Source organism: Bradyrhizobium sp. HKCCYLS20291, assembly GCF_051167715.1.
Lineage (GTDB): Bacteria > Pseudomonadota > Alphaproteobacteria > Rhizobiales > Xanthobacteraceae > Bradyrhizobium.
In genome coordinates, this window is sequence record NZ_JBNPTO010000001.1 from 252,749 (window position 1) to 275,647 (window position 22,899).

The 22,899-nt window shown below is 66.1% G+C and carries 23 protein-coding genes; 17 read left to right on the forward strand and 6 right to left on the reverse strand.

The window, feature by feature from the left end:
• Positions 1 to 114: 114 nt before the first annotated feature.
• Positions 115 to 453 (reverse strand): hypothetical protein, encoded by a 339-nt coding sequence (locus tag ACQR07_RS01135; RefSeq protein ID WP_434866931.1) that lies wholly within the window; start codon positions 451 to 453, stop codon positions 115 to 117.
• 327 nt (positions 454 to 780) lie between these two features.
• Between ACQR07_RS01135 and ACQR07_RS01140 the strand changes: the two genes are divergently transcribed.
• On the forward strand, positions 781 to 975 hold the full coding sequence (locus tag ACQR07_RS01140) for a hypothetical protein (protein ID WP_434900550.1): 195 nt from the start codon (positions 781 to 783) through the stop codon (positions 973 to 975).
• Positions 976 to 1,414: 439 nt separating this feature from the next.
• Here the strand turns inward: ACQR07_RS01140 and ACQR07_RS01145 are convergent, their stop codons facing one another.
• The 3 genes from ACQR07_RS01145 to ACQR07_RS01155 form a co-directional block, all read right to left on the reverse strand.
• Positions 1,415 to 2,698, reverse strand: a complete 1,284-nt coding sequence (locus ACQR07_RS01145) for an O-acetylhomoserine aminocarboxypropyltransferase (RefSeq protein ID WP_434900551.1) — start codon at positions 2,696 to 2,698, stop codon at positions 1,415 to 1,417.
• Positions 2,699 to 2,922: 224 nt separating this feature from the next.
• Positions 2,923 to 3,507: a CoA-binding protein gene (locus tag ACQR07_RS01150; RefSeq protein ID WP_434900552.1), complete on the reverse strand. Its 585-nt coding sequence runs from the start codon at positions 3,505 to 3,507 to the stop codon at positions 2,923 to 2,925.
• Positions 3,508 to 3,679: 172 nt separating this feature from the next.
• Positions 3,680 to 4,501, reverse strand: coding sequence for an enoyl-CoA hydratase (locus tag ACQR07_RS01155; protein WP_434900553.1), 822 nt, complete (start codon positions 4,499 to 4,501; stop codon positions 3,680 to 3,682).
• 70 nt (positions 4,502 to 4,571) lie between these two features.
• Here ACQR07_RS01155 and ACQR07_RS01160 point away from each other — a divergent pair, with 70 nt between their 5' ends.
• The 7 genes from ACQR07_RS01160 to ACQR07_RS01190 all read left to right on the forward strand — a co-directional run bounded on the left by ACQR07_RS01160 (position 4,572) and on the right by ACQR07_RS01190 (position 9,998).
• Positions 4,572 to 5,003 carry a PaaI family thioesterase gene (locus ACQR07_RS01160; RefSeq protein WP_434866936.1) on the forward strand — a complete coding sequence of 144 codons (432 nt, stop codon included), beginning with the start codon at positions 4,572 to 4,574 and terminating at the stop codon, positions 5,001 to 5,003.
• 158 nt (positions 5,004 to 5,161) lie between these two features.
• Complete coding sequence (rplM, locus tag ACQR07_RS01165; protein WP_434866937.1) at positions 5,162 to 5,626, forward strand: 50S ribosomal protein L13; 465 nt, start codon at positions 5,162 to 5,164, stop codon at positions 5,624 to 5,626.
• Between the two features lies 1 nt (position 5,627).
• Entirely contained in the window at positions 5,628 to 6,110 is a 483-nt protein-coding gene (gene rpsI, locus ACQR07_RS01170) for a 30S ribosomal protein S9 (protein ID WP_006611043.1), read from the forward strand.
• A 422-nt stretch (positions 6,111 to 6,532) separates the two neighbouring features.
• Complete coding sequence (locus ACQR07_RS01175) at positions 6,533 to 7,762, forward strand: diguanylate cyclase (protein ID WP_434900554.1); 1,230 nt, start codon at positions 6,533 to 6,535, stop codon at positions 7,760 to 7,762.
• Between the two features lie 66 nt (positions 7,763 to 7,828).
• A complete protein-coding gene (locus ACQR07_RS01180; protein WP_434900555.1) occupies positions 7,829 to 8,131 on the forward strand; it encodes an antibiotic biosynthesis monooxygenase family protein in 303 nt (100 codons plus the stop codon).
• A gap of 18 nt (positions 8,132 to 8,149) precedes the next feature.
• The gene (locus ACQR07_RS01185; RefSeq protein WP_434900556.1) at positions 8,150 to 8,698 is read left to right on the forward strand and encodes an HD domain-containing protein; all 549 of its coding nucleotides are present in this window, start codon (positions 8,150 to 8,152) and stop codon (positions 8,696 to 8,698) included.
• A gap of 130 nt (positions 8,699 to 8,828) precedes the next feature.
• Positions 8,829 to 9,998, forward strand: coding sequence for a M20 aminoacylase family protein (locus ACQR07_RS01190; protein ID WP_434900557.1), 1,170 nt, complete (start codon positions 8,829 to 8,831; stop codon positions 9,996 to 9,998).
• A gap of 8 nt (positions 9,999 to 10,006) precedes the next feature.
• Here ACQR07_RS01190 and ACQR07_RS01195 read toward each other — a convergent pair whose 3' ends face one another.
• A complete protein-coding gene (locus tag ACQR07_RS01195) occupies positions 10,007 to 11,155 on the reverse strand; it encodes an AI-2E family transporter (RefSeq protein WP_434900558.1) in 1,149 nt (382 codons plus the stop codon).
• 243 nt (positions 11,156 to 11,398) lie between these two features.
• Between ACQR07_RS01195 and ACQR07_RS01200 the strand changes: the two genes are divergently transcribed.
• Positions 11,399 to 12,184: a gamma-glutamyl-gamma-aminobutyrate hydrolase family protein gene (locus ACQR07_RS01200; protein WP_434900559.1), complete on the forward strand. Its 786-nt coding sequence runs from the start codon at positions 11,399 to 11,401 to the stop codon at positions 12,182 to 12,184.
• Between the two features lie 6 nt (positions 12,185 to 12,190).
• On the opposite strand, the gene ACQR07_RS01205 is transcribed toward ACQR07_RS01200, so the two are convergent.
• Complete coding sequence (locus tag ACQR07_RS01205) at positions 12,191 to 12,922, reverse strand: aspartate/glutamate racemase family protein (RefSeq protein WP_434900560.1); 732 nt, start codon at positions 12,920 to 12,922, stop codon at positions 12,191 to 12,193.
• A 163-nt stretch (positions 12,923 to 13,085) separates the two neighbouring features.
• On the opposite strand from ACQR07_RS01205, the gene ACQR07_RS01210 reads away from it, so the two are divergent.
• From ACQR07_RS01210 to ACQR07_RS01245, 8 genes are all read left to right on the forward strand, one after another.
• Complete coding sequence (locus ACQR07_RS01210; RefSeq protein ID WP_434900561.1) at positions 13,086 to 13,676, forward strand: hypothetical protein; 591 nt, start codon at positions 13,086 to 13,088, stop codon at positions 13,674 to 13,676.
• A gap of 182 nt (positions 13,677 to 13,858) precedes the next feature.
• Positions 13,859 to 14,446 carry an NnrU family protein gene (locus ACQR07_RS01215; protein ID WP_434900562.1) on the forward strand — a complete coding sequence of 196 codons (588 nt, stop codon included), beginning with the start codon at positions 13,859 to 13,861 and terminating at the stop codon, positions 14,444 to 14,446.
• A 111-nt stretch (positions 14,447 to 14,557) separates the two neighbouring features.
• Positions 14,558 to 16,153 (forward strand): class I adenylate-forming enzyme family protein, encoded by a 1,596-nt coding sequence (locus ACQR07_RS01220; protein ID WP_434900563.1) that lies wholly within the window; start codon positions 14,558 to 14,560, stop codon positions 16,151 to 16,153.
• A gap of 177 nt (positions 16,154 to 16,330) precedes the next feature.
• Positions 16,331 to 16,984 carry a tetratricopeptide repeat protein gene (locus ACQR07_RS01225; protein ID WP_434900564.1) on the forward strand — a complete coding sequence of 218 codons (654 nt, stop codon included), beginning with the start codon at positions 16,331 to 16,333 and terminating at the stop codon, positions 16,982 to 16,984.
• A 44-nt stretch (positions 16,985 to 17,028) separates the two neighbouring features.
• Positions 17,029 to 17,565, forward strand: coding sequence for a hypothetical protein (locus tag ACQR07_RS01230; RefSeq protein WP_434900565.1), 537 nt, complete (start codon positions 17,029 to 17,031; stop codon positions 17,563 to 17,565).
• 84 nt (positions 17,566 to 17,649) lie between these two features.
• Entirely contained in the window at positions 17,650 to 19,020 is a 1,371-nt protein-coding gene (der, locus tag ACQR07_RS01235) for a ribosome biogenesis GTPase Der (protein WP_434900566.1), read from the forward strand.
• Between the two features lie 168 nt (positions 19,021 to 19,188).
• Positions 19,189 to 21,288, forward strand: a complete 2,100-nt coding sequence (locus ACQR07_RS01240; protein ID WP_434900567.1) for a methyl-accepting chemotaxis protein — start codon at positions 19,189 to 19,191, stop codon at positions 21,286 to 21,288.
• A gap of 296 nt (positions 21,289 to 21,584) precedes the next feature.
• The gene (locus ACQR07_RS01245; RefSeq protein WP_434900568.1) at positions 21,585 to 22,847 is read left to right on the forward strand and encodes a TCR/Tet family MFS transporter; all 1,263 of its coding nucleotides are present in this window, start codon (positions 21,585 to 21,587) and stop codon (positions 22,845 to 22,847) included.
• Positions 22,848 to 22,899 lie beyond the last annotated feature (52 nt).

A 22,899-nucleotide genomic window follows, 5' to 3' on the forward strand; every position in this document is an offset into this window, starting at 1 on the left:
TCCGATCTAGTCGCGGGCAGTCGAGCGATATCGTGCCCTGGAAGCAAGGGGTGCACAAGCGGTATGAGCCGAATTGTCTTGTCAGCGCGCGTTCAAAGCTAAGTCCAGGTCTGCTCAGCAATACCCCGTCACGCCACAAGCATAGGGCAGGCGGAAGATGTAGCTCGTGGTGCCTTCGCCGCCGTAATAGGCGCCTTGATAGTCGTAGGAGAAGGCGCGGCCGTAGTAGCCGGGCAGGTCCTGGCGTCCCAGCAGAATGGGCGTCGAGGGCAGCATCGGGGAGATCAGCGAGTCCGGGTCCTTGACGACCGCGACTGCCGGAGGCAGTGCCTTCACGGCACGGCGGGCTTTGTAGTGGACGACCTTGTCGTGCAGGGCGGGCAGGTCGGCTGCGAGCACGACGCCGTTTGCCGCGGTCGCCGCCAGCAGCATCATGATCACCATCATTCGCATTCTGCTCTCCTCGACGTCTGTTCGGGCGGCGTGCGCACGCTTCGCCAACCATTGCGTCGACGGCTGCGTTCGCGCCTGATTCCCGAAGGCGATTCCATGGGCGGCAGGATGGGCCGTTTATGGTTAACGAAAACCTTCCAGCCGTTGCCCGGCGGCTACAATCACCCGTAGAAGGACGGGCTTTTTCAGCTTTTGTTAAGTTGTGCTGGTGCAAGCTTACGGCCGCTGGCGATTTTGAAGGCCGGCCTGACGCAGCGGCGAAGCCGCGTCGGAGGGGGTAAATCTCTGCTGCATTTCAGTGGAGTCTCAGACCAGAAGGGTTCGAGCATGTCGGTCATTAGGGTTTCCGCGTCGGCGCGCCAACAATTGCTGTCACGAACCGGCAAGTCGAACCCTGATCGCACTGATATCGACGAGGATATCGCCTGCCTGCAGGCGATCGCGGTGCGGTGGCGGATGGCCACGTCGGCGCAGGCGCTGACGGGCGACGCCTGTGAGGACGTGCTGCACCTGATGACATGACGATGACGGGTTAACGAGGGCGCGGTCCGAGAAGCCGGCAACGGCCCGACCGTGGGACGAAGGAGAGCGCGGAAGCCCAGCGGGCCGCCCGCGCTCTCTTTGTTTTTGGACTGATTATCCAAAGACGCCGCGACCGGTCACGCAAACTCGTGCCATATCCGGCGGTGCGCTTCCTCGCTGCGCTTGCGGTGTGGCTATCGCACACGGAACTGCGGGGTCATCGCGACGAGCCATCCCGCCAGTTAGTTACTCCGTCATGCCCGGGCTCGTCCCGGGCATCCACGTCGTTCTCAGCGTGCCGAACGACGTGGATGGCCGGGACAAGCCCGGCCATGACGATGTGGAGACAGATGAGCGCGCGATACTTCGATTGTCAGACGCGATAGCCCGCTGCTTGTGCGGTGAGGGGGAACGAGCGGCTGCGAAGCCGCTCGTCGGCTTACGCGCTGAGCGCCTGCTCGAGGTCGGCGATCAGATCTTCCTTATCCTCGATGCCGACGGAGATGCGGACGATGTCCGGTCCGGCGCCGGCCTTGATCTTCGCGGCGTCGTCGAGCTGGCTGTGCGTGGTCGAGGCGGGGTGGATGACCAGCGAGCGGGTGTCGCCGACATTGGCGAGATGCGAGAACAGCTTCAGGTTTGACACCAGCTTGACGCCGGCGTCATAGCCGCCCTTGAGCGAGAAGGTGAACACCGCGCCCGCGCCCTTCGGGCAGTATTTGCGGGCCAGCGTGTGATACTTGTCCTCGGGCAGGCCGGCATAGTTCACGGATGCGACGGCGGGATGCTTGCTGAGATATTCCGCGACCGCTTTGGCATTGTCGCTGTGCTTCTGCACGCGCAGCGGCAGGGTCTCGATGCCCGTGAGGATCATGAACGCGTTGAACGGCGACAGCGCGGGGCCGAGGTCGCGCAGGCCGAGCACGCGGCAGGCGATCGCGAAGGCAAAATTGCCGAACGTCTCGTGCAGCCGGATGCCATGATATTCGGGACGCGGCTGCGTCAGCATCGGATATTTGTCGCCGCTGCCGGCCCAGTCGAACGTGCCGGCATCGACGATGATGCCGCCGATCGAGTTGCCGTGGCCGCCCAGGAACTTGGTCAGCGAGTGCAGCACGATGTCGGCGCCGTGGTCGATCGGGCGGATCAGGTAGGGCGAGGCGAGCGTGTTGTCGACGATCAGCGGCACGCCGGCCTTGCGCGCGACCTGCGCGATCGCTTCGATGTCGGTGATGGTGCCGCCGGGATTGGCGATCGACTCGATGAAGATCGCCTTGGTGCGGGGGCTTACCGCGGCCTCGAAGCTCGCGACGTCATCGGTGTCGGCCCACACCACGTTCCAGCCGAAGCTTTTGAAAGAGTGGGTGAACTGGTTGATCGAGCCGCCATACAGTTTTCGCGCGGCGATGAATTCGTCGCCGGGAGACAACAGCTGCTGCAAGGCCACGACCTGCGCGGCATGGCCCGAGGCCACGGCGAGCGCGGCGGTGCCGCCCTCGAGGGCTGCGACGCGCTCCTCGAGCACCGCGTTGGTCGGGTTGCCGATGCGGGTGTAGATGTTGCCGAACGCCTGCAGGCCGAACAGCGAGGCGGCGTGGTCGGCATCGTTGAAGACGAACGACGTCGTCTGATAGATCGGCGTCGCCCGCGCGCCCGTGGTCGGGTCGGGCTGGGCGCCGGCGTGAATGGCGAGGGTGGCAAATCCCGGGGCACGATCGGTCATGGTGTTTCCTCTTGGGCTTGATCCCACCGCGGCGCCGGCGGGCGCGGGGGTCGATGATGGGAGACGGTTTCAATAGCGCGCTTTTCTTGCGCCTCCGCGTCATCCCGGCGGAGGACATTTGCCAGCGGCCATGGTGGCGTCAAGGTCGGCTGCGGCAATCGCTTCGATTTGAAATGCGTTGCTGTGTCGCGCCACGGCCGCGACACGTTCCTTTCGCAGATGCGTCAGGTCGGATCGCTTCTGTCCTTCGCGGCGCGGTCGGCCGCCGCCGTCGTGCCGCCGCCGACGCTGGTGCGATTGAGCGACAGCCGCATGCCCTGGGTCGGGATCGGCGCGCGTTTGGCGCTGATGGTGCGCGAGTTGACGCCCATCCAGGAGATCTCCGACGACAGCCGGCCGTATTCGATCTTGGGGCAGCGGTTCATCACGACCTGCACCCCGGCTGCCTCGGCCTTCTCGGCCGCGGCATCGTCACGGGCGCCGAGCTGCATCCAGATCACCTTCGGCAATGGCGATAGCTTCAGCGCCTCGTCGACGACGGGCATGATGTGCTGGGAGCTTCTGAAAATGTCGACCATGTCGAGCGGGCGGCCGATGTCGGCGAGCGAGGCGACGAAGGGACGGCCCATCAGGCTCTTGCCGACATGGCCGGGGTTCACCGGGATCATGTCATAGCCGCGCTGCACCAGGTATTTGAAGGCGAAGAAGCTCGGCCGGATCTCGGACGGCGAGGCGCCGACCATCGCGATCACCTTTACGCCGTTGAGGATGCCGCGGATGTAGTCGTCGGGATAGGTGTCGTGATTCATGGGCGGAGCAATCTGTTAATTAGTGTCATTCCGGGGCGTGCGCAGCACGAGCCCGGAATGACGAAGTTAGTGAGACCGTCATTGCGAGGAGCACTTGCGACGAAGCAATCCAGGGGCTCGGGTGGGACTCTGGATTGCTTCGCTGCGCTCGCAATGACGGCGGAGAGAGCGGTTACTCATCCCGCCACGTCGGTTCACGCTTCTCGATGAAGGCGCCGATGCCTTCTTCCGCGTCGCGGGCGAGCATGTTTTCGGTCATCACCTCTGCCGCATAACGATAGGCGTCGGCAAGGCTCATCTCGGCCTGGCGATAGAACGCCTCCTTGCCGAGCTTGATCGTATGGGCCGACTTGCGCGCGACCTGCTGGGCCAGCGCAATCGCTGCGTCACGTTCGGCGCCGGCCGTGACCACGCGGTTGATCAGTCCGATCTCGCGGGCGCGTAGCGCGGGAACCGGCTCGCCGGTGAGCAGCATCTCCATTGCCTGCTTGCGCGTGACGTTGCGCGACAGCGCCACCATCGGGGTCGAGCAGAACAGGCCGATGTCGACCCCGGGCGTCGCGAAGGCGGCGCGCTCGGAGGCCACCGCAATATCGCAGCTCGCGACCAGCTGGCAGCCGGCGGCGGTGGCGATGCCCTGCACCGAGGCAACGACCGGCTTCGGCAGCTGCACGATCGCCTGCATCATCGCGCTGCAGGCGTGCATCAGCCTGGCAAAGAAGGCGCGGCCGCGATCGGCGTCGGCGCGATGCGCGGCGAGCTCCTTCAGGTCGTGGCCGGCGCAGAAGGCGGGGCCATTCGCTGCGATGACCACGGCCCGCACCGCCTTGTCGGCGCTGATTTCGGCGAGCGCGTGATGCAGCTCGGCGATCAGCGCCTCCGACAGGCTGTTGCGCTGCGCCGGCCGGTTCAGCGTCAGCACAGCGACGGGGCCGGCCATCTCGCGCAACAAGATCGGCGCGTCGGTCGCGTTGGCGAGAGCAGGGGCGGACATTGCGATTTCCATATGGGCGCGTGTTGGCGGCTAATGTAACAGAAGGCAACGAGACAGAGCAGGGGGAGACATGACGGCGGCGAAGATGACCATTGCGGAACTCGAAGCGTTCCTGCACGCGGAATTTCCGCAGGCGTTCCGCACCGGCGGCGACATTTCGATCGAGAGCGCCGATGGCAAGAGCTGCCGGATGCGCCAGCGCTTCAGCGAGCGCATGCTGCGCCCCGGCGGCACCGTGTCCGGGCCGACCCTGATGGCGCTGGCCGATTTCGCGATGTACGTCGTGCTGCTGTCGGCGATCGGCCCGGTCGGGCTCGCGGTGACCACGAATCTCAACATCAACTTCCTGCGCAAGGGCGCAGCCGGCGCCGACGTGCTGGCGGAGGCGAAGCTGCTCAAGCTCGGCAAGCGGCTCGCGGTGGGCGAAGTCACTCTGTTGTCAGGGGAATCGCCCGATCCCATCGCCCACGTCACGGCCACCTATTCCATTCCGAATGCGTAGGGTTTTCGAGGGTATTATTGCACCTTATTTATAAGATGCTGTTTTCATTGGTGTAATTTTGCGTTGATGGCGTTGACGAACGCAGGCCGCTTCTCTAGAAGCTGCCACCAGTTCGGCGCGCCGATCGCGCCGCATTCTCCCTGTCACGGATATCTCTCATGAAAACCTTTTCGGCAAAGCCGGCCGAGGTCCAGAAGAAGTGGGTCGTGATCGACGCCAAGGGTCTGGTCGTCGGTCGTCTCGCTACGCTGGTCGCCATGCGGCTGCGCGGCAAGCACCTCCCGATCTACACCCCGCATGTCGATTGCGGCGACAACGTCATCATCGTCAACGCCAAGCACGCCGTGTTCACCGGCCGCAAGCGCGAGCAGAAGACGTACTACAAGCACACCGGCTTCGTCGGTCACGTCAAGGAGCACACTGCGCGCCAGATCCTCGAGGGTCGCTTCCCGGAGCGCGTGCTCGAGAAGGCCGTCGAGCGCATGATCCCGCGTGGTCCGCTCGGCCGCGTGCAGATGGGCAATCTGCGTGTCTATGGCGGACCTGATCATCCGCACGAGGCGCAGAACCCCGAGAAGATCGACATCGCGAAGTTGAACCGCAAGAACACGAGGGCCGCATAAGATGGCCGAAAGCATCCAGTCTCTCGATCAGCTGTCGCAGCTCAAGGGCGCGGTCACCGCTCCCGACGCTCCGAAGTATGAGAAGAAGGTCGACAAGTTCGGCCGCGCCTATGCCACCGGCAAGCGCAAGGACGCGGTCGCCCGCGTCTGGATCAAGCCGGGCTCCGGCAAGGTCACCGTCAACACCCGCGACATCGAAGTGTACTTCGCCCGTCCGGTGCTGCGCATGATGATCGAGCAGCCGATGGTCGTCGCCGCCCGTAAGGGCCAGTACGACGTCATCTGCACGGTCGCCGGCGGCGGTCTGTCCGGCCAGGCCGGCGCGGTCCGTCACGGCCTGTCCAAGGCGCTGACGAACTTCGAGCCGGAGCTGCGCAGCGTCCTCAAGAAGGGCGGCTTCCTGACCCGCGACTCGCGCGTCGTCGAGCGTAAGAAGTACGGCAAGGCCAAGGCCCGCCGCTCCTTCCAGTTCTCGAAGCGCTGATCTGCTGGAGTCCGGGAATTACCGGATATCCTCAGCTTCGCATTACAACGGGCGCCCTCGGGCGCCCGTTTTGTTTGTGTGGAGACAGATGAGCTCAAATTTGAGCGGATTTCTCGGGATCCCGGCGCGTGTTCGCCGCAAGACGGGAAACCATTGATTCCCAAGGCTGCGCCCCGCAACTACCAATGACGGCTAGTTGGTAACGTGCAATCACGGCGAGCGCGCCTCGCGGATCGCACAGTCGGTTTTGAATCCTGTTTGCAGATTTTTGCGCAGCAAATTTGCCGATCGTTTGCGGCGGGCTTTTCGAGAAAACTTGGCATCCCAGGCAAACGTCTTTCGAACAGACTGGCCGTAGCTTGATCGCGATAAGGCGGCGCTAACCCTGAGGTCCGGCGCCGCCGCAGCAATCGAGGTGACGGATGGTTCTCGACAGCATGACGCTCGACATCGTAGCGACCATGGTCGCGGCGCTGCTTGGCGCCATGTTGCTTTATTTCGGACGGCAGGAGAACACCCCGGCGCTGCGCTGGTGGGGCGCGGCCTACATTCTTGGCGCGGTCGCGATCGCGCTGTGGACCCTGATCGGCGAGGTCTATGGCGATCCGGTGTCGCTGTTCCTCAGCGCCATCGGGCTGATCGCCACCGCCATGGTCTGGAACGCCGCGCGCGTCTTCCATGGCAAGCCGCCGAGCGTGCCGGGACTCGTGCTCGGCGCCATCGTCTGGATCGCGAGCGGCATGCTGCTCGATCCCTCGGCGCAATCCCTGCGGCTCACCATCGGCGCCGCCCTGGTTGTGATCTATGCCATGCTGACCGCGGCCGAGCTCTGGCAGGAGCGGCGGCGGACGCTGCACCGGCGCTGGCCCGCGCTGATCGTTCCGGTGATGCACGGCTTCGTCCTGATGCTGCCGATCCTGCTCGGCAACATGCTGCGCGACGCCGACGGAGCCTTCGCCGCCGCCTGGGTCACGATCTTCTCGATCGAGCTCGTGCTCTATGCCGTCGGCACCGTGTTCGTGATCTTCATGCTGGTGTCCGAGCGCATCGTCAGCGCCCACAAGCGCGCCGCGACCACGGATCCGCTGACCGGGCTGCTCAACCGCCGCGGCTTCGCCGATGCCTGCGCGCAGCTGATCGAGCGCGAGGCGCGGGCGCAGCGGCCGGTCAGCGTGCTGATCTTCGACATCGATCATTTCAAGTCGATCAACGATCGTTTCGGCCACGCCGAGGGCGACGACGTCCTCAAGGTCTTCGCCAATGTCGTGGTCGACAATCTGCGCCTGACCGATCTGTCGGGGCGGATCGGCGGCGAGGAGTTTGCAGCGCTGCTGCCGTGCGCGATGGATGAAGCGATGGTCGCCGCCGAGCGCGTGCGCCAGGCCTTCGCGGCCTCGGGCGTGGTCTGCGAGGACAAGCCGGTCGACACCACCGTCAGCATCGGCGTGGCCGGCGGGCCGGCCGGCATCGAGCTCGACGTGCTGCTCGCGGCCGCCGATACCGCGCTCTACAAGGCCAAGCGCTCGGGCCGCAACCGCGTCGAAGCCTCCGCCGAGCTGCCGCTATCGCTGGAGCGTTATCGCCGCCAGCGCGCCGCCGCCGTCGCGGCCGCCCCTGCGCCGCCATCCGGCCAGGCGGCCATTTCCAACTGACGCGGCTTTCTCTCGCTGCTTCGCTGGGCTAGACAGGCGGTCAAACACCCAGGGAGGCCGCACGAGATGATCACCGAAATCGCCCAGATCGACGTCAAGCCGGGAACGGAGAAGGATTTCGAGGCCGCGGTCGCCAAGGCGCGCGCCGCATTCGGCCGCTCCAAGGGTTTCCACGGCTTCGAGCTGCACAAGTCGATTGAGAAGCCGCAGCGCTACCGGCTGGTGGTGAAGTGGGAGACGCTCGAGAACCACACGGTGGATTTCCGCGGCTCGGAGAATTTCACCGAATGGCGCGGCCTGGTCGGGCAGTATTTCGCCGCGCCGCCTGAGGTCGAGCACACCGCGACGGTGCTGACCTCCGCCGGCTGAACCGCGCGGGCCGCGATCATGACCCATGAGGAGCTGGTCGCGGCCTATTCTGCGCCGGGGCGGCACTATCATGATCTCAGTCACATCGAGGACTGCCTGGCGCGGCTCGATCGCGTCGCCGGCCTCGATGCCCGCGATCGCGAGATCCTGACGCAGGCGATCTGGTGGCACGATGTCGTCTACGATCCCCAGCGCTCCGACAACGAGGAGCAGAGCGCGCTGCTTGCTGAGCGCCATGTCGCGCCCGACTTGCGCGACGAGGTCGCGCGCCTGATCCGGTTGACGCGGACGCATGACGTTGCGTCTGGCGACCAGCGCGGCGCGCTGCTGATCTCGATCGATCTCGCCATCCTCGGAGCCGACGACGTCGCCTACGATGCCTATGCGAGCGCGATCCGGCGCGAATATGCTCATGTTCCGGACGAGGCTTACCGCGCCGGTCGAGCTGCCGTGCTCGAGCGCTTCGCAAGCCGGCCCGTGATCTATCCTGATCCCGTGTTCGCCGCCGCGCTCGATGCGCAGGCGCGGGCCAATCTCGCGCGCGAGCTGAAGCAGCTGCGATCCTAGCTGGGATGCAGCCCGCGCAGCGTCGCATGTGCGAATGTGACTTGTCTTTTGCTGTCGCGCGTCATGCAATGAGCCCAAGCGCTTGTCGGCCTCAGGCCGGCCATTTCCCTAAATTCGGAACCTCGACACCATGCCGATCATCAACCGTGCCGCCGAGCTGGCGGAGGACGCCAAGGTCTGGCGCCGCGATTTCCACCAGCATCCCGAGCTGCAGTACGAGGTGCATCGGACGGCCGCGCGCGTCGCCGAACTGCTGGACTCATTTGGGGTCGACGAGGTCGTCACCGGCATCGGCCGCACCGGCGTGGTCGGCGTCATCCGTGGCCGCGCGGCGTCGCCGCGCGTGATCGGGCTGCGCGCCGACATGGATGCGCTGCCGCTGCAGGAAGTCAGCGACCTCCCGCACAAGTCCACCATTCCCGGCCGGATGCACGCCTGCGGCCATGACGGCCACACCGCGATGCTGCTCGGCGCGGCGCGCTATCTCGCCGAGACGCGCAACTTCGCCGGCACCGCGATCGTGATCTTCCAGCCGGCCGAGGAGGGCGGCGCCGGCGGCCGGGCCATGGTCGAGGACGGGTTGATGGAGCGCTTCGGCATCGAGGAGGTGTACGGCCTGCACAACGCGCCGGGCCAGCCGCTCGGCAGCGTGTCGACACGCGTCGGCGCCGTGATGGCGGCGGCCGACACTTTCGAGGTGCGCCTCAAGGGTCTCGGCGGACACGCCGCGCGGCCGAACCAGTGCGTGGATCCGATCATCGCCGGCGCGCAGATCGTCACGGCGCTGCAGTCGATCGTGGCGCGCAACGTCGATCCCGTCGAAAGCGCGGTGCTGTCGATCACGCGCTTCCATGCGGGGACGTCGGCCGACAACATCATTCCGCAGACCGCTGTGATCGGCGGCACCGTGCGCACGCTCGACGAGGGCGTCCGCCGCCTGATGGACAAGCGCTTCAAGGACCTCGTGACGGCGCTCGCGAGCGGCATGGGCGTCGAGGCCGAGATCGACTACGAATGGGGCTATCCGGTCGTGATCAATCACGCCGAGCAGACCGCGTTCGCGGCCGACGTCGCGCGCAAGGTCGTCGGGCCGGATCAGGTGATCACCGACATGCCGCCCCGGCTCGGCGGCGAGGATTTCGCCTACATGCTGCAGGCGCGGCCCGGCGCGTTCGTGTTCATGGGCATCGGCCCCGGCGCCGGCGTGCATCACCCCGAATACGACTTCAACGACGAGGTGATCCCGCACGGCATCAGCTATTGGGCCAAGCTCGTCGAGACCGCGATGCCGGCGGGCTGAGCGCGCGCTCAGATCGCGGCGGCCGCGTCCTCGGTGCTGCGGTCGCTCTTGAAGTAGTCGATCATGACCTTGGCGATCGCCATCAGCGGCAGCGCCAGGGTCAGGCCCCAGACGCCGAACACGATGCCGAGCAGGATCTGGACCGCGAACAGCGTCGCCGGCGGGATGTCGAGCGCCTGGCGCTGGATCAAGGGCGTCAACACGTAGCTCTCCATCGCGTGCACGCCGAGGAACAGCACGAAGGCGGAGACGGCAGCGACCCAGCCCGAGGCCAGGCTCGCCAGCACCACGATGACGCCGGCGATGATCGCGCCGACGGTCGGGATGAAGGCCAAGAGGCCAGCCTGGATGCCGAGGATGAACGAGCTCTGCACGCCGATGATGGCGAGCCCGATCCAGGTGACAGCGAACACCGCGAACATCGTGGTGATCTGCGCGATCAGCCAGCGCTCCAGCGTGTAGCTGATGCGGTCGATGATCACCGTGGCCTGGTCGCGATATTTGGCCGGCGCCAGGAACAGCAGCCCGGTGCGATAGACCGAGGGCTGCGCCGCGAAGGCGAGGCCCAGGAACAGCACGATGAAGAAGTTGCCCACGGCGCTCACCGTGCCCAGCAGCAGCTTGAAGGTCTGGCTGACGATGGCGCCGCCGGAAGACGCCAGCGCGCTCGGCGAGGGCAGGCCGCCCGGCAGGCCATGCGATGCCGGTTGTGTCGGGGTGGTGGTGCCGCCGTCCGGTGCGGCGGTGACCTGCGCTGCGGTGTTGAAGTCGAAGAAGCTGGTGTCGATGCCGTTGCGGTCGAGGAAGCCCTTGATGGTGCCGAGCTGCGACTTGATCGTGTCGCTCAGCACCTTGGCCTGCTCGGCGATGGTGGTGCCGCCGAGGAAGACGATGCCGACCAGCACCGCCGCGAGCGCCACGCAGACGATGACCAGCCGCACCGGATGCGGCCAGGGCACCACGCGCCCGAGCAGGTTGGTCATGGCGTTGAGCGCGACGCCGAGGAGCATGCCCGAGAACAACAGGAACAGTGCCGCAGCGTAGTACCAGCTGAAGGCCAGCCCCGCGGTGAACAGGATCACTCCGATGCCGCCCACGGCGATCGCCCAGGCCAGGTCGCTGCGGTCCTGGAGGCGCGGGTCGGCGGGGGCGGTCATGGCTCATCCTCTGTGCTGCTCGGCCCGCACACATTGGCCAAAACCGCTGGCGGATCAAGCGCGAGCTTGCCGGCTGTTGCGCGGCAGACCATCGCGCAGGGCGCCCACCGGGCCCGGTCTCCGGAATCGGCATTGGGGACCCGCGCCTTCTCATGTTGATCCGGTGCGGCGACGCAGGCATGATTTGTTCCAGCCGGCAGATCCGCGGATCGCGCCGGCACAGCAGGGAGACGAACGAGGGCAATGAGACGTCCCGTGGTCGGCGTGATCGGCAACAGCCATCGTGTCGAGAACAGGTTCACCGTGCAGATGGTGGGCGAGCGCAACCTGAGCGCCGTGGCCGAGGTCGCGGGCGCGCTGCCGCTGATGTTTGCCGGCGTCCCCGAGATCACCGACATCGGCGCGCTGCTCGACGTCGTGGATGGGGTGGTGCTGACCGGCGCGCGCGCCAATGTGCATCCGACCCGCTTCAACACCCAGCCGAGCCTCAAGCACGAGCCCTACGACGTCCACCGCGACGAGGTCGCGCTGCAGCTCTCGCAGGCGTGCGTCGCGCGCGGCATCCCGCTGTTCGGCATCTGCCGCGGCCTGCAGGAGATGAACGTCGCCTTCGGCGGCTCGCTGCACCCGGAGATCCGCGAGATCCCCGGCCGCATGAACCACCGCATGCCGCGGCTGGAGAACGGTGAGATCCATCCCGATCCCACTGTCGTGTTCGCGGACCGTCACGAGGTCAAGCTGACGCCGGGCGGCGCCTTCGCCGGGATTCTCGGCTGCGACACCATCAAGGTGAATTCGCTGCATGGCCAGGGCATCCTCGACCCCGGCGCCCGTGTCGTCATCGAGGGCATCGCCGAGGATGGCACCATCGAGGCCATTCGCATCGCCGATGCGCCGAGCTTCGCGCTCGGGGTGCAGTGGCATGCCGAGTACGACCCGCAGCGCAACCCGATCAATCGCAAGCTGTTCGAGGCGTTCGGCGCGGCGGTCAAGAAGCGGACCGGCGCCGCGGTGGTCGGCGCCGCCTGACCGCTCTCAGAGCGTCGTTCGCGCCTTCGGCAAGGGGAAGGCAAGATCGCCATGCTTGGAGGTCTTGAGCCCCAGGCCGACCAGCGCCTCGGCGAAGCGCACCGCGGCGGCAACGCCGTCGATCACCGGGATACCCAGTTCGGACGAGAGGTCGTGGGCCAGATCCGCCATGCCGGCGCAGCCCAGCACGATCGCGCCGATGCCATCCTGATCGCGCGCCGCGCGACACTCGCCGAGCAGGGTGCCGCGCACATTGGCCTCGGGCTTGTCAAGATCGAGCACGGCGACGTCGACCGCACGCACCTTCCGGCAATGGTGCTCCATGCCGTAATTGCGCACGAGATGCTCTGCGATGACCTTGGTGCGCGACAGCGTCGTGACGATGCTGAAACGGGTGGCGACGAAGCTTGCCGCATGCATCGCCGCTTCGGCGATGCCGAGCACCGGCGCGGCCGACACTTCGCGCGCGGCGAGCAGGCCGGGATCGCCGAAGCAGGCGATCACATGCGCATGGCAGCCTTCGGCGTCGCCCGCCTGGACCTCCTGGAGCATGCCGACCGCGGCGATCGCCTCGTCATAATGCCCCTCGATCGAGGCGGCGCCGAACCGCGCGGTGCGGCCGACGATCCGTGTCATCGGGCTCGCGCTGGCCTGGGCGGCCTTGGCGATCAGCTCGGTCATCGTGACCGTCATGTTGGGATTGATGACGTTGATGACGGTCTGGCTGTCGCGGCTCATCGTGGCATCCGTTGGAGAGGGCTCGCCGTGTTGTAGCCGAGTTCCGGGCGCAGGGTCGAGAGGTGTTCGCGGGCGCGGGGAACGCGCAGATGTGAACGCGATTGAGCTTGTATCGCGTTTTGCCGCGAACCAGCTTTGAGACCACCGCCTGCGAAGTGTCGCCATGCTGCGTGTCCTGCTGCTCCTTGCCCTGTGGTTCGCCGTGCCGGTTGCGGCCGACGCGCGCGACCGTGTCAATCCGGTCCCGTTCGCGCACACGCCGTGCAGCGTGCTCGACAATCAGCCGTGCACGCCGTCCTGCAGCATCTTTGGTCCGTGGCCGTGCATTCCCGAGATGGACTATCCCTACGGCCAGAACCTGCAGCTGACGATCAAGAGCCGCCCGTCCAAGGACGAGGAAGCCAGGTATCAGCGACCCGATCACGATCTCGACACGATCGGCGATCTGTTCGCCGAACTCAGGTCGTGCTGGACGCCGCCACCGGAGCAGACCGCGCAAGCGGGCATGCAGATGACGGTGCGCTTCAGTTTCAAGCGCACCGGCGAGATGGTGGCACCGCCGCGGCTGACCTTCGCCACATCGGGCGTATCGGCTGAGACCCGCGACGCCTATCTGAAGGCGATCAACGACTCGCTCGGCACCTGCCTGCCGCTGAAGCTCACCTCGGGGCTCGGCGGCGCGCTGGCCGGCCGCCCGATCGCGATCCGCTATGTCGACAATCGCGACCTGAAGAGCACGTCGGAACGGCAATAGCGTCGGCCTTGCATCCCATCCCTCGTCTCTCTACCGTCATTCCGGGTTCGGCGCTGCGAGCCGCGACGGAATGACGGCTGAGGCGCCTGGTGCCTCACCTGGAAATGCCGGTCACGTTGCGGGAGCGCCCCCGAAAATGATACCCAGGTCCCACGACTTTGCGTGCACGTGAGGGGGATGCCGTGGGACTTCTGGTGATGGTGGTGGGGCTGGTGCTGTTTCTCGGCGCGCATGTGTTCACGACGCGGCGCGACGCCCGGGCGCAGGTGATCGCGCGGATGGGCGAGGGCACCTATAAACTCGCCTACACGGTGGTCGCGCTCGCGGGCCTCGCGCTGATCGTCTGGGGCTTTGCCGAGTACCGCAATGGCGGCGGCTGGATCCAGGTCTGGACGCCGCCGAAGGCGTTCAAGCACATCAACCTCGCCTTGATGCTGCCGGCCGTCATCATGATCGTCGCCGCCTATCTTCGCGGTCGCATCTACACGGCGCTGAAGCACCCGATGCTGGCCGGCGTGAAGCTATGGGCGTTCGGCCATCTGCTCGCCAATGGCGATCTCGGCGGCATCATCCTGTTCGGCTCCATCCTGGCATGGGCGGTGTTCGATCGCATCTCGCTCAAGCGCCGCGCCGATGCCGGGGGCCCGCCGATTCCGGTCGGCGGCGTCGGCAACGATGTCATTGCCGTTGTGGTCGGTATCGTCGTTTATCTGGCGCTGGCCTTCGCGTTCCATCCCGTCGTGCTGGGCATTCCCGTCATCGGCAATTAGCGCTGGTCTGACTGCAAAATCTGCAGGACACTTTCGATGCCGTTCGTGATGAGCGGCATCACCTGCCGGCATGACCGGTCAGCAAGAACAACAATCGGGGAGGGCGATCGGATGGAGTGGTCGAAACATGCCGCCATCGCGCCGATGCGCTGCGAGCAGCGTTTCGGCGATCGCGTGGTGCCGTTGTTCACGGAGCGTCCGGCCAGCATCTGGGCCATGGTCGAGCAGGCGGCCGCGCGCAACGGCGGCGGCGAGGCGCTGGTGTGCGGCGATCGGCGGCTGAGCTGGCGAGACGTGGTCCTTCAGTCCGGAAAGATTGCCGCGCTGCTGCGCGACAAGGGGCTGCAACGCGGCGATCGCGTCGCGGTCCTGCTCGGCAACCGCATCGAATTCGTCCTGACGCTGTTTGCAGCAGCGCAACTCGGCCTGATCACGGTGCTGCTCTCGACGCGCCAGCAGAAGCCGGAGATCGCCTATGTACTGAACGATTGCGGCGCCAAGCTGCTGCTGCACGAGGCGGCCTTGGCCGAACGGCTGCCGGACGCGGCCGACGTTCCTGATCTGCTGCATCGGATCGCCGTCGATGACGATAGCGGCCGATCCGACCTCGCGCGTCTTGCCGACCGCGCGCCGCTCGAAGCTGCCGAGGACGTGGCCGAAGAGGACATCGCGATGATCCTCTACACCTCCGGCACCACCGGGCGGCCGAAGGGGGCGATGCTCTCCCATTGCAACATCGTGCACTCCTCGTTGATCTACGAGGCCTGTCTCGGGCTGACCCCGGCTGATCGCTCGATCGCCGCGGTGCCGCTCGGCCATGTCACCGGCGTCGTCGCCAACGTCACCAGCATGGCACGCTGCGCCGGCACCTTGATCATCATGCCGGAGTTCAAGGCCGCCGAGTACCTGAAGCTCGCCGCGCGCGAACGGGTCACCTACACCGTGATGGTGCCGGCGATGTACAATCTCTGCCTGCTGCAGCCGGATTTCGACAGCCATGATCTGGCATCCTGGCGCATCGGCGGTTTCGGCGGCGCGCCGATGCCGGTCGCCACCATCGAGAAGCTCGCGGCCAAGATCCCGGGGCTGCGGCTGGTCAATGCCTATGGCTCGACCGAGACCACCTCGCCGTCGACGCTGATGCCGCCGGCGCTGACCGCTCGTCATATCGACAGCGTCGGGCTGCCCTGTCCGGGCGCCAGCATCCTGGTGATGGACGCGCAGGGCCGCGAGCTGCCGCGCGGTGAAATCGGCGAGATCTGGATCGGCGGCGGCCAGGTCATCAAGGGCTATTGGAACAGGCCTGACGCGACAGCCGAAAGCTTCACGGCCGGCTACTGGCATTCCGGCGACCTCGGCTCGATCGACGCCGACAATTTCGTCCGGGTGTTCGACCGGCAGAAGGACATGATCAACCGCGGCGGCCTCAAGATCTATTCGGCCGAGGTCGAATCGGTGCTGGCGAGCCATCCGGCGGTGGTCGAAAGTGCGATCATCGCCCGTCCCTGTCCGGTGCTGGGCGAGCGGGTGCACGCCGTGGTCGTGACCCGTTCGCCCGCCAGCAGCGAGACCCTGCGCAGCTGGTGCGCCGAGCGGCTGTCTGACTATAAGGTCCCGGAGACCCTGGTCGTCACTTCGGACCCTTTGCCGCGCAATGCGAACGGCAAGGTGATGAAACGGCAGTTGCGCGAGGCCTTGACGGCGTGATAGCCGCCTTTCGGCACGGTGGCGGAAGCTGGGAGCAACGCCTTGATTGGCAGGGGCGTGCCTTGCCACCGCCATAACGGCGCGGTATCCGCGCCGCAAGCGGGCAGGGCCTGTTCGCGCGGCACTTCAATACCATCCGTCCTGCAGCTCGCGGCGGATCTCATGGGATGTTCTTAAGTGTCTGAATTTTATGATGAAGTAGACGAAGAGGTCCGTCGGGAACAGCTCAAGAAGCTGTGGGACCGGTATTCGATCTTTATCATTGCAGCTGCGGTGCTGATCATTGCCGGCGTCGGCGGCTGGCGCGGCTACCAGTATGTCGAGGCCAACAAGGCCGCCGAGGCGGGCTCGGCCTTCAACAAGGCCCTGGAGCTGTCCGAGCAGAACAAGCCCGCCGAGGCCGAGAAGGCGTTCGCCGAGGTCGCGGCGTCAGCGCCGTTCGGATACCGGTTGCTGGCGCGGTTCCACCAGGCCGCCGAAGCCGCGGCGCGCGACAAGGCAGCGGGCGTGAAGCTGTTCGACGAACTGGCCGCGGATCGCAGCATCGGGCCCGAGCAGCAGTCGCTGGCGCGGCTGCGCGCCGCCGGATTGCTGGTCGATACGGCGCCTTACGCCGATCTCAAGAAGCGCCTCGAGGGCGAAACCGTGGCCGATGCACCATTCCGCCACGCCGCCCGCGAATTGCTGGCGCTGTCGGCCTGGAAGGCCAATGATGCCGGCGCGGCCCGCCAATGGCTCGACATGATTGCGCTGGATGGTGAGACGCCGCCGGGCCTGCGCTCGCGCGCCGAAGCGATGCAAGCGCTGCTGCCTGCGGTGGCCAAGAGCTGATTCGTCAGCTCTCGGCGAAACCTGAACCGATCGGAACGACGACCATGCGCTCCCAACGTCTCATTGCCTTGACCGTGCTCGTCGCCCTCACCGGCGTGCTCGGCGGATGCGCGGGTGGCGGCAGCTTCGATCCATCGGATCTGCTCGACTTCCTCGACACCAAGAAGAAGCTGCCGGGCGACCGCAGGGCGGTCTTCCCCGAGGGCGTGCCCGGTCTCGAGCAGGGCGTGCCCAAGGACATGTACAAGGGCGCGCAGCAGCAGCAGATGGCCGATCCCGGCGCCCAGGCCGCGGCACCGCCGCCTGCTGCGATGGAGGAGCCCACCAAAGGCAAGAAGGGCGCCAAGGGCCGGCAGCAGGCCGCCGCACCGAGCGCGGCGCCCGCCGATCCCCAGGACGGCGAAGCTGCAGCCGTCGAGGAGGGCGCAGCCGCTGTGCCGCCCGCGCCGAAGCCCAAAAAGATCGTGCGCCGCCGCACCACCGCACCGCCTGCGGATGACGCCGCGCCGGCGCAGCAGCCGATGCGCCAGTCCGGCGGCACCTTCCCGGCCCCGGTGCCGAGCGGCTCGTTCAGCCGTTAAGGACGCGCGGCGGATCGGCCGCACCCCCGTTTCGGTTTTGTGGCCGAATGCGCTAAAGCTGCGCGCACACGCGCACGGATCATCATGCCTTTCACCATCGCCATCATCGGCCGGCCCAATGTCGGCAAATCGACCCTGTTCAACCGCCTGGTCGGGCAGAAGCTGGCGCTCGTCGACGACATGCCCGGCGTGACCCGGGATCGCCGCGAGGGCGAGGCCAAGCTCGGCGATCTCCACTTTACGATCATCGACACCGCCGGTCTCGACGAGGGCCCCAAGGGTTCGCTGACGGCGCGCATGCAGGAGCAGACGGAGACCGCGATCGCGCTCGCCGACGCGCTGTTCTTCGTCATCGACGCCCGCATCGGACTGACGCCGTCCGACCGCGCTTTTGCCGATTTCGCCCGCCGCGCCGACAAGCCGGTGCTGCTGCTCGCCAACAAGAGCGAGGGCAAGCATGGCGAGCTCGGCGCGATGGAATCCTATGCGCTCGGGCTCGGCGATCCGATCCAGATCTCGGCCGAGCATGGCGAGGGCATGGGCGAGCTCTATGACGCCGTCAGCAAGCTCGTGCCGCCCACCGAGGACGAGGAGGACGAGCGCGAGGAGACCGACGAGGAGCGCGCCGCACGCCCGATCCGTGTCGCCATCGTCGGCCGCCCAAATGCCGGCAAGTCGACGCTCATCAACCACCTGCTCGGCGAGGAGCGGCTGCTCACCAGCCCCGAGGCCGGCACGACGCGCGATTCGATCGCGGTCGAGATCGAATACAAGGGCCGCGGCTTCCGCATCTTCGACACCGCCGGCCTGCGCCGCCGGTCGCGCATCGAGGAGAAGCTGGAGAAGCTGTCGGTGGCCGACGCGCTCCGCGCCGTGCGCTTCGCCGAAGTCGTCGTGCTGATGATGGATGCGCAGCACCGCTTCGAGGAGCAGGACCTGCGCATCGCCGACCTGATTGAGCGCGAAGGTCGTGCGCTGATCCTCGCCGTCAACAAATGGGACCTGATCGAAGCTCAGCCGGGCCAGATCTCGGCGCTTCGCAGGGATGCCGACCATTGGCTGCCGCAGGTCGCAGGCGCGCCGATCGTCGCAGTGTCCGGCCTGATGGGCGAGGGCATCGACCGCCTGATGCAGGCGATCGTCCAGGCCTACGCGGTCTGGAACCGGCGCGTGCCCACGGCTGCCCTGAACCGCTGGTTCGAAGGGGCGATCGCCAACAATCCGCCGCCGGCCGTCTCCGGCCGCCGCCTCAAGCTGAACTACATCACGCAGACCAAGGCGCGGCCGCCGAGCTTCGTGCTGTTCTGCTCGCGCGCGGATGCGATCCCGCAATCTTACTTGCGCTATCTCACCAACTCGATGCGCGAGACCTTCGAGCTGCCGGGCACGCCGGTGCGCATCACCCTGCGCGAGAAGGCCAACCCGTTCGCGCACAAGCGCAAGCGGCCGAACTGATCAGGACCGCTGTTTGTTCTGCCGGCTCTATCCAATGCTCGGCGTGGTGCATGGATCAGAAACCTATCGGATGCCCGTGATTTCCCGGAGTCGCAGCTTAGTGAATTTTTCATGATGATCGCCGAAAATTTGTGCAATTGATTATTAGCTGCGCAAGCGAGGCTCGTCATGGCACTCAGTCTCGGCATTCGGGGGCGATTGATCGCTGGATTCGGGGGGCTGTGCCTGCTGATGGCAGCGGTCGTGGGTATCACGATCATCAAAGTCCGTACCGTCAACGACTCGACGGCGCGCAACGTCAATCTCCGCGTTCCGACCGCGATGTCGGCTAGCAACCTGGTCGTCGACGTCTATGCCACGCTGGCTTCGCTGAGGGGCTGGTTGATCTCCGGCAACGATGTGTTCAAGACCGAGCGGGCCGGGCTTTGGCGCGCGATCGAGACACATGGCGCGGAGATGGACCGCCTGTCGACACAGTGGAGCAACCCGCTCAACAAGCAGGATTGGAAAGCAGCCAAGCCGCTGCTCGACGAACTGCGCAGTGCACAGGACAAAGCCGAGACCATTGCGCACTCGATCGATGAGCAGCCTGCGACGAAGATGCTGGCCGCCGAAGCGGCACCGCTGGCCAAGATCATGCTGCAGACGATGACGTCGATCATCAACGAGGAAGGGAGTCTTCCGTCCAACGATGTACGCAAGGCCTTGCTGCTGGAGTTTGCCGACCTGCGCGGCAGCATGGCGATGGCCATCGGCGCAATCCGTGCCTACCTCCTGACCGCCGACGTGAACTTCAAGAAGGAGTATGAGGAGCTCTGGGCGCTCAATCAGAAGAAGTTCGATGCCTTGTCGAAGCGCCGCTCCGACATGACCCCGGAGCAGCAAAAGGCGTTCGCGGCGCTAGCCGAAGCCCGCGGCAAGTTCTCGCCAATGCCGCAGCAGATGTTCGACATCCGGGCCTCTGACCGCTGGAACATGGCGCAATGGTTCCTGACAAACGAAGCGGCTCCCCGTGCCAACAAACTGCTCGACATCTTTGCAGGCGCAAAATCGGCCGATGGTACGCGCTCCGGCGGCATGGTGGCTCGCCAGCAGACCATGCTGACCAACGACGGCAACGCTGTCCTGGCCGAGACCGGATTTCTTGTCATCTTGCTGTGGACATTGCTGGGTGTCGCCATCGGTGTCGCCGGAGCGGTCGTCTACTTCACCAATCGCTCGATCGTACCTCCAATCCTGAAGATGGTCGGTGCCATGGGCACGCTCGCGTCCGGCGATCACTCGGTGGAAATTCCCGGAATCGAGCAGCAGGACGAGATCGGCCGGATGGCGCGCGCCGTCACGGTATTCAAGGAGAACATGATCAAGGCAAAGGAGCTTGCAGCCAAGGAGGCGGAGGCCATCAAGCAGCGCATGGCACGCGCCACGCGGGTCAACGAGCTGACTGACACGTTCGAAGCCGGCATCTCCGGAATGCTGCGGTCGGTTGCGGCAGCATCGACCGAGTTGCAGGCCACGGCCTCGCAGATGACGGCGACCGCCGAGGAGACGAGCGCGCAGGCCACCGCCGTAGCGGCGGCGACCGAAGAAGCTTCCGTCAATGTTCAAACGGTGGCAGCCGCGTCTGAGGAATTGGCGAGTTCGGTCGCGGAGATCGGTCGCCAGGTCACGCAATCGGCCAGTATTGCTCAGAAGGCGGTGGCTGACGTTGATCGTACCAACTCGACGGTGCAGAGCCTGCAGAATGACGCGGCCGGCATCGGCGACGTCGTCAAGCTTATCAGTGAGATCGCGAGCCAGACCAACCTCCTGGCGCTCAATGCCACCATCGAGGCCGCGCGCGCCGGTGACGCCGGTCGCGGCTTTGCGGTGGTGGCGGCGGAGGTCAAGAATCTTGCCGAGCAGACCGCCAAGGCCACCGATCAGATCTCCAGCCAAGTTGCTTCGATCCAGGCATCGTCCGATCAGGTGGTCGGTGCGATCAGCGGCATCGGCGCGACCATCCGGCGAATGAACGAGATCGCCGGCGCGATTGCAAGCGCCGTGGAGGAGCAGGGTTCGGCAACCCAGGAGATTGCGCGAAACGTGCAGCAGGCCGCCGCAGGCACCGGCGAGATCTCTTCGAACGTGACCGGCGTTCGTCAGGCGGCCACCGATACCGGCGGCGCTGCGCAGCAGGTGCTGACCGCCTCTGGTGAATTATCGAAGCAGTCGGAGATGTTGCGCGAGGGGGTTGAAAGCTTCCTCGCCGATATCAAGGCCGCATGAGTGTCATCGTAAGGATGCCTCCTGTTCATCGTTGATGCGGTCGACCTTCGATCCTGCGCAGCAACGCGTGGTGTTGCGAACTGGCGCTCGCTCTTGGCGATCGACGGGACTACGATCAGGAGCATCTTCGCCGCGTCCCAGCAGGATCAGAGCGGCGCGGCAAGCGCACCTCGTCAGGATCGCCGCAGGCTTCGCCACGGATCGCGCTGATCCGCCCGGATTGCTGACCTCGACGGTGCGTGTATAAGTCGCCGCCCGTCTTGCGGTTGGCGCGGACGGTCATCCGATGGCAGCTCATGGTCGATTCCGAGGTTCCGACATCTGGCGGCGTGCAGACGGCGCCACGCCGCGGCGCCGTCGCTTTCATCTTCGTCACCATCCTGCTCGATATGCTCGCGCTCGGGCTGATCATGCCGATCCTGCCGAAGCTGATCGAGAGCTTCGTCGCCAACGACACCGCGCAGGCCGCGCGCATCTTCGGCGTGTTCGGCACCGCCTGGGCGCTGATGCAGTTCGTGTTCGCGCCGGTGCTGGGCAGCCTGTCGGACCGGTTCGGCCGCCGCCCGGTGATCCTGATGTCGAACTTCGGCCTGGCTGCCGACTACGTGCTGATGGCGCTGGCGCCATCGCTGGCCTGGCTGTTTGTCGGGCGGCTGATCTCGGGCGTCACGTCGGCGAGTGTCTCCACCGCGTTCGCCTATATCTCCGACCTGACGCCGCCGGACCGCCGCGCGGCGGTGTTCGGCCGCATCGGGGCGGCGTTCGGTGCCGGCTTCGTGCTCGGGCCCGCCACCGGCGGGCTGCTCGGCGACATCGATCAGCGGCTGCCATTCTGGGCCGCGGCTGGGCTCAGCTTCGCCAATGCGCTGTACGGACTCCTGGTGCTGCCGGAATCGCTGCCCTCGGAGCGGCGCAATCCGTTCCGATGGCGGACGGCGAACCCGCTCGGCGCGCTGCAATTGCTGCGCTCGGACGAGACGCTGTTCGGATTGTCGATCGTCAACTTCATCACCCAGCTCGCCCATGTGGTGCTGCCGTCGACCTTTGTGCTGTATGCAACCTACCGCTACGGCTGGGACACGCGCACGGTCGGCCTCACTCTGGCGATCGTGGGCGTCTGCGCGATGGTGGTGCAGGGCGGGGCGGTCGGCTTGATCGTGCGCTCGCTCGGCGAGCGCGGCGCGCTGATGCTCGGGCTTGGTTCGGGAACCCTGGGCTTCCTGATCTTCGGCCTCGCACCCACGGGCCAGCTGAGCTGGCTCGGCATTCCCGCGATGGCGCTGTGGGGTGTCTCGGGTGCGGCGATCCAGGCGCTGATGACGCGGCTGGTGCCGTCCGACCGCCAGGGCCAGCTGCAGGGCGCCACGTCGAGCGTCCAGAGCATGGCCCAGCTGGCGGGTCCCTTCCTGTTCACGCTGACGTTTGCCTATTTCATCGGCGCGACCGCGCCGCTGCATCTGCCGGGTGCGCCGTTCCTGCTGGCCTCGGTGCTGCTGATAGGAGCGTTGGTGATCGCGGTGCGGACGCTGCGCGCAGGCAAAGAAAAACCCTCATCCTGAACGGATGAGGGTCTCGCTTGGGGGCGAGACGACGCTGCGCGCCGCCTCGTAT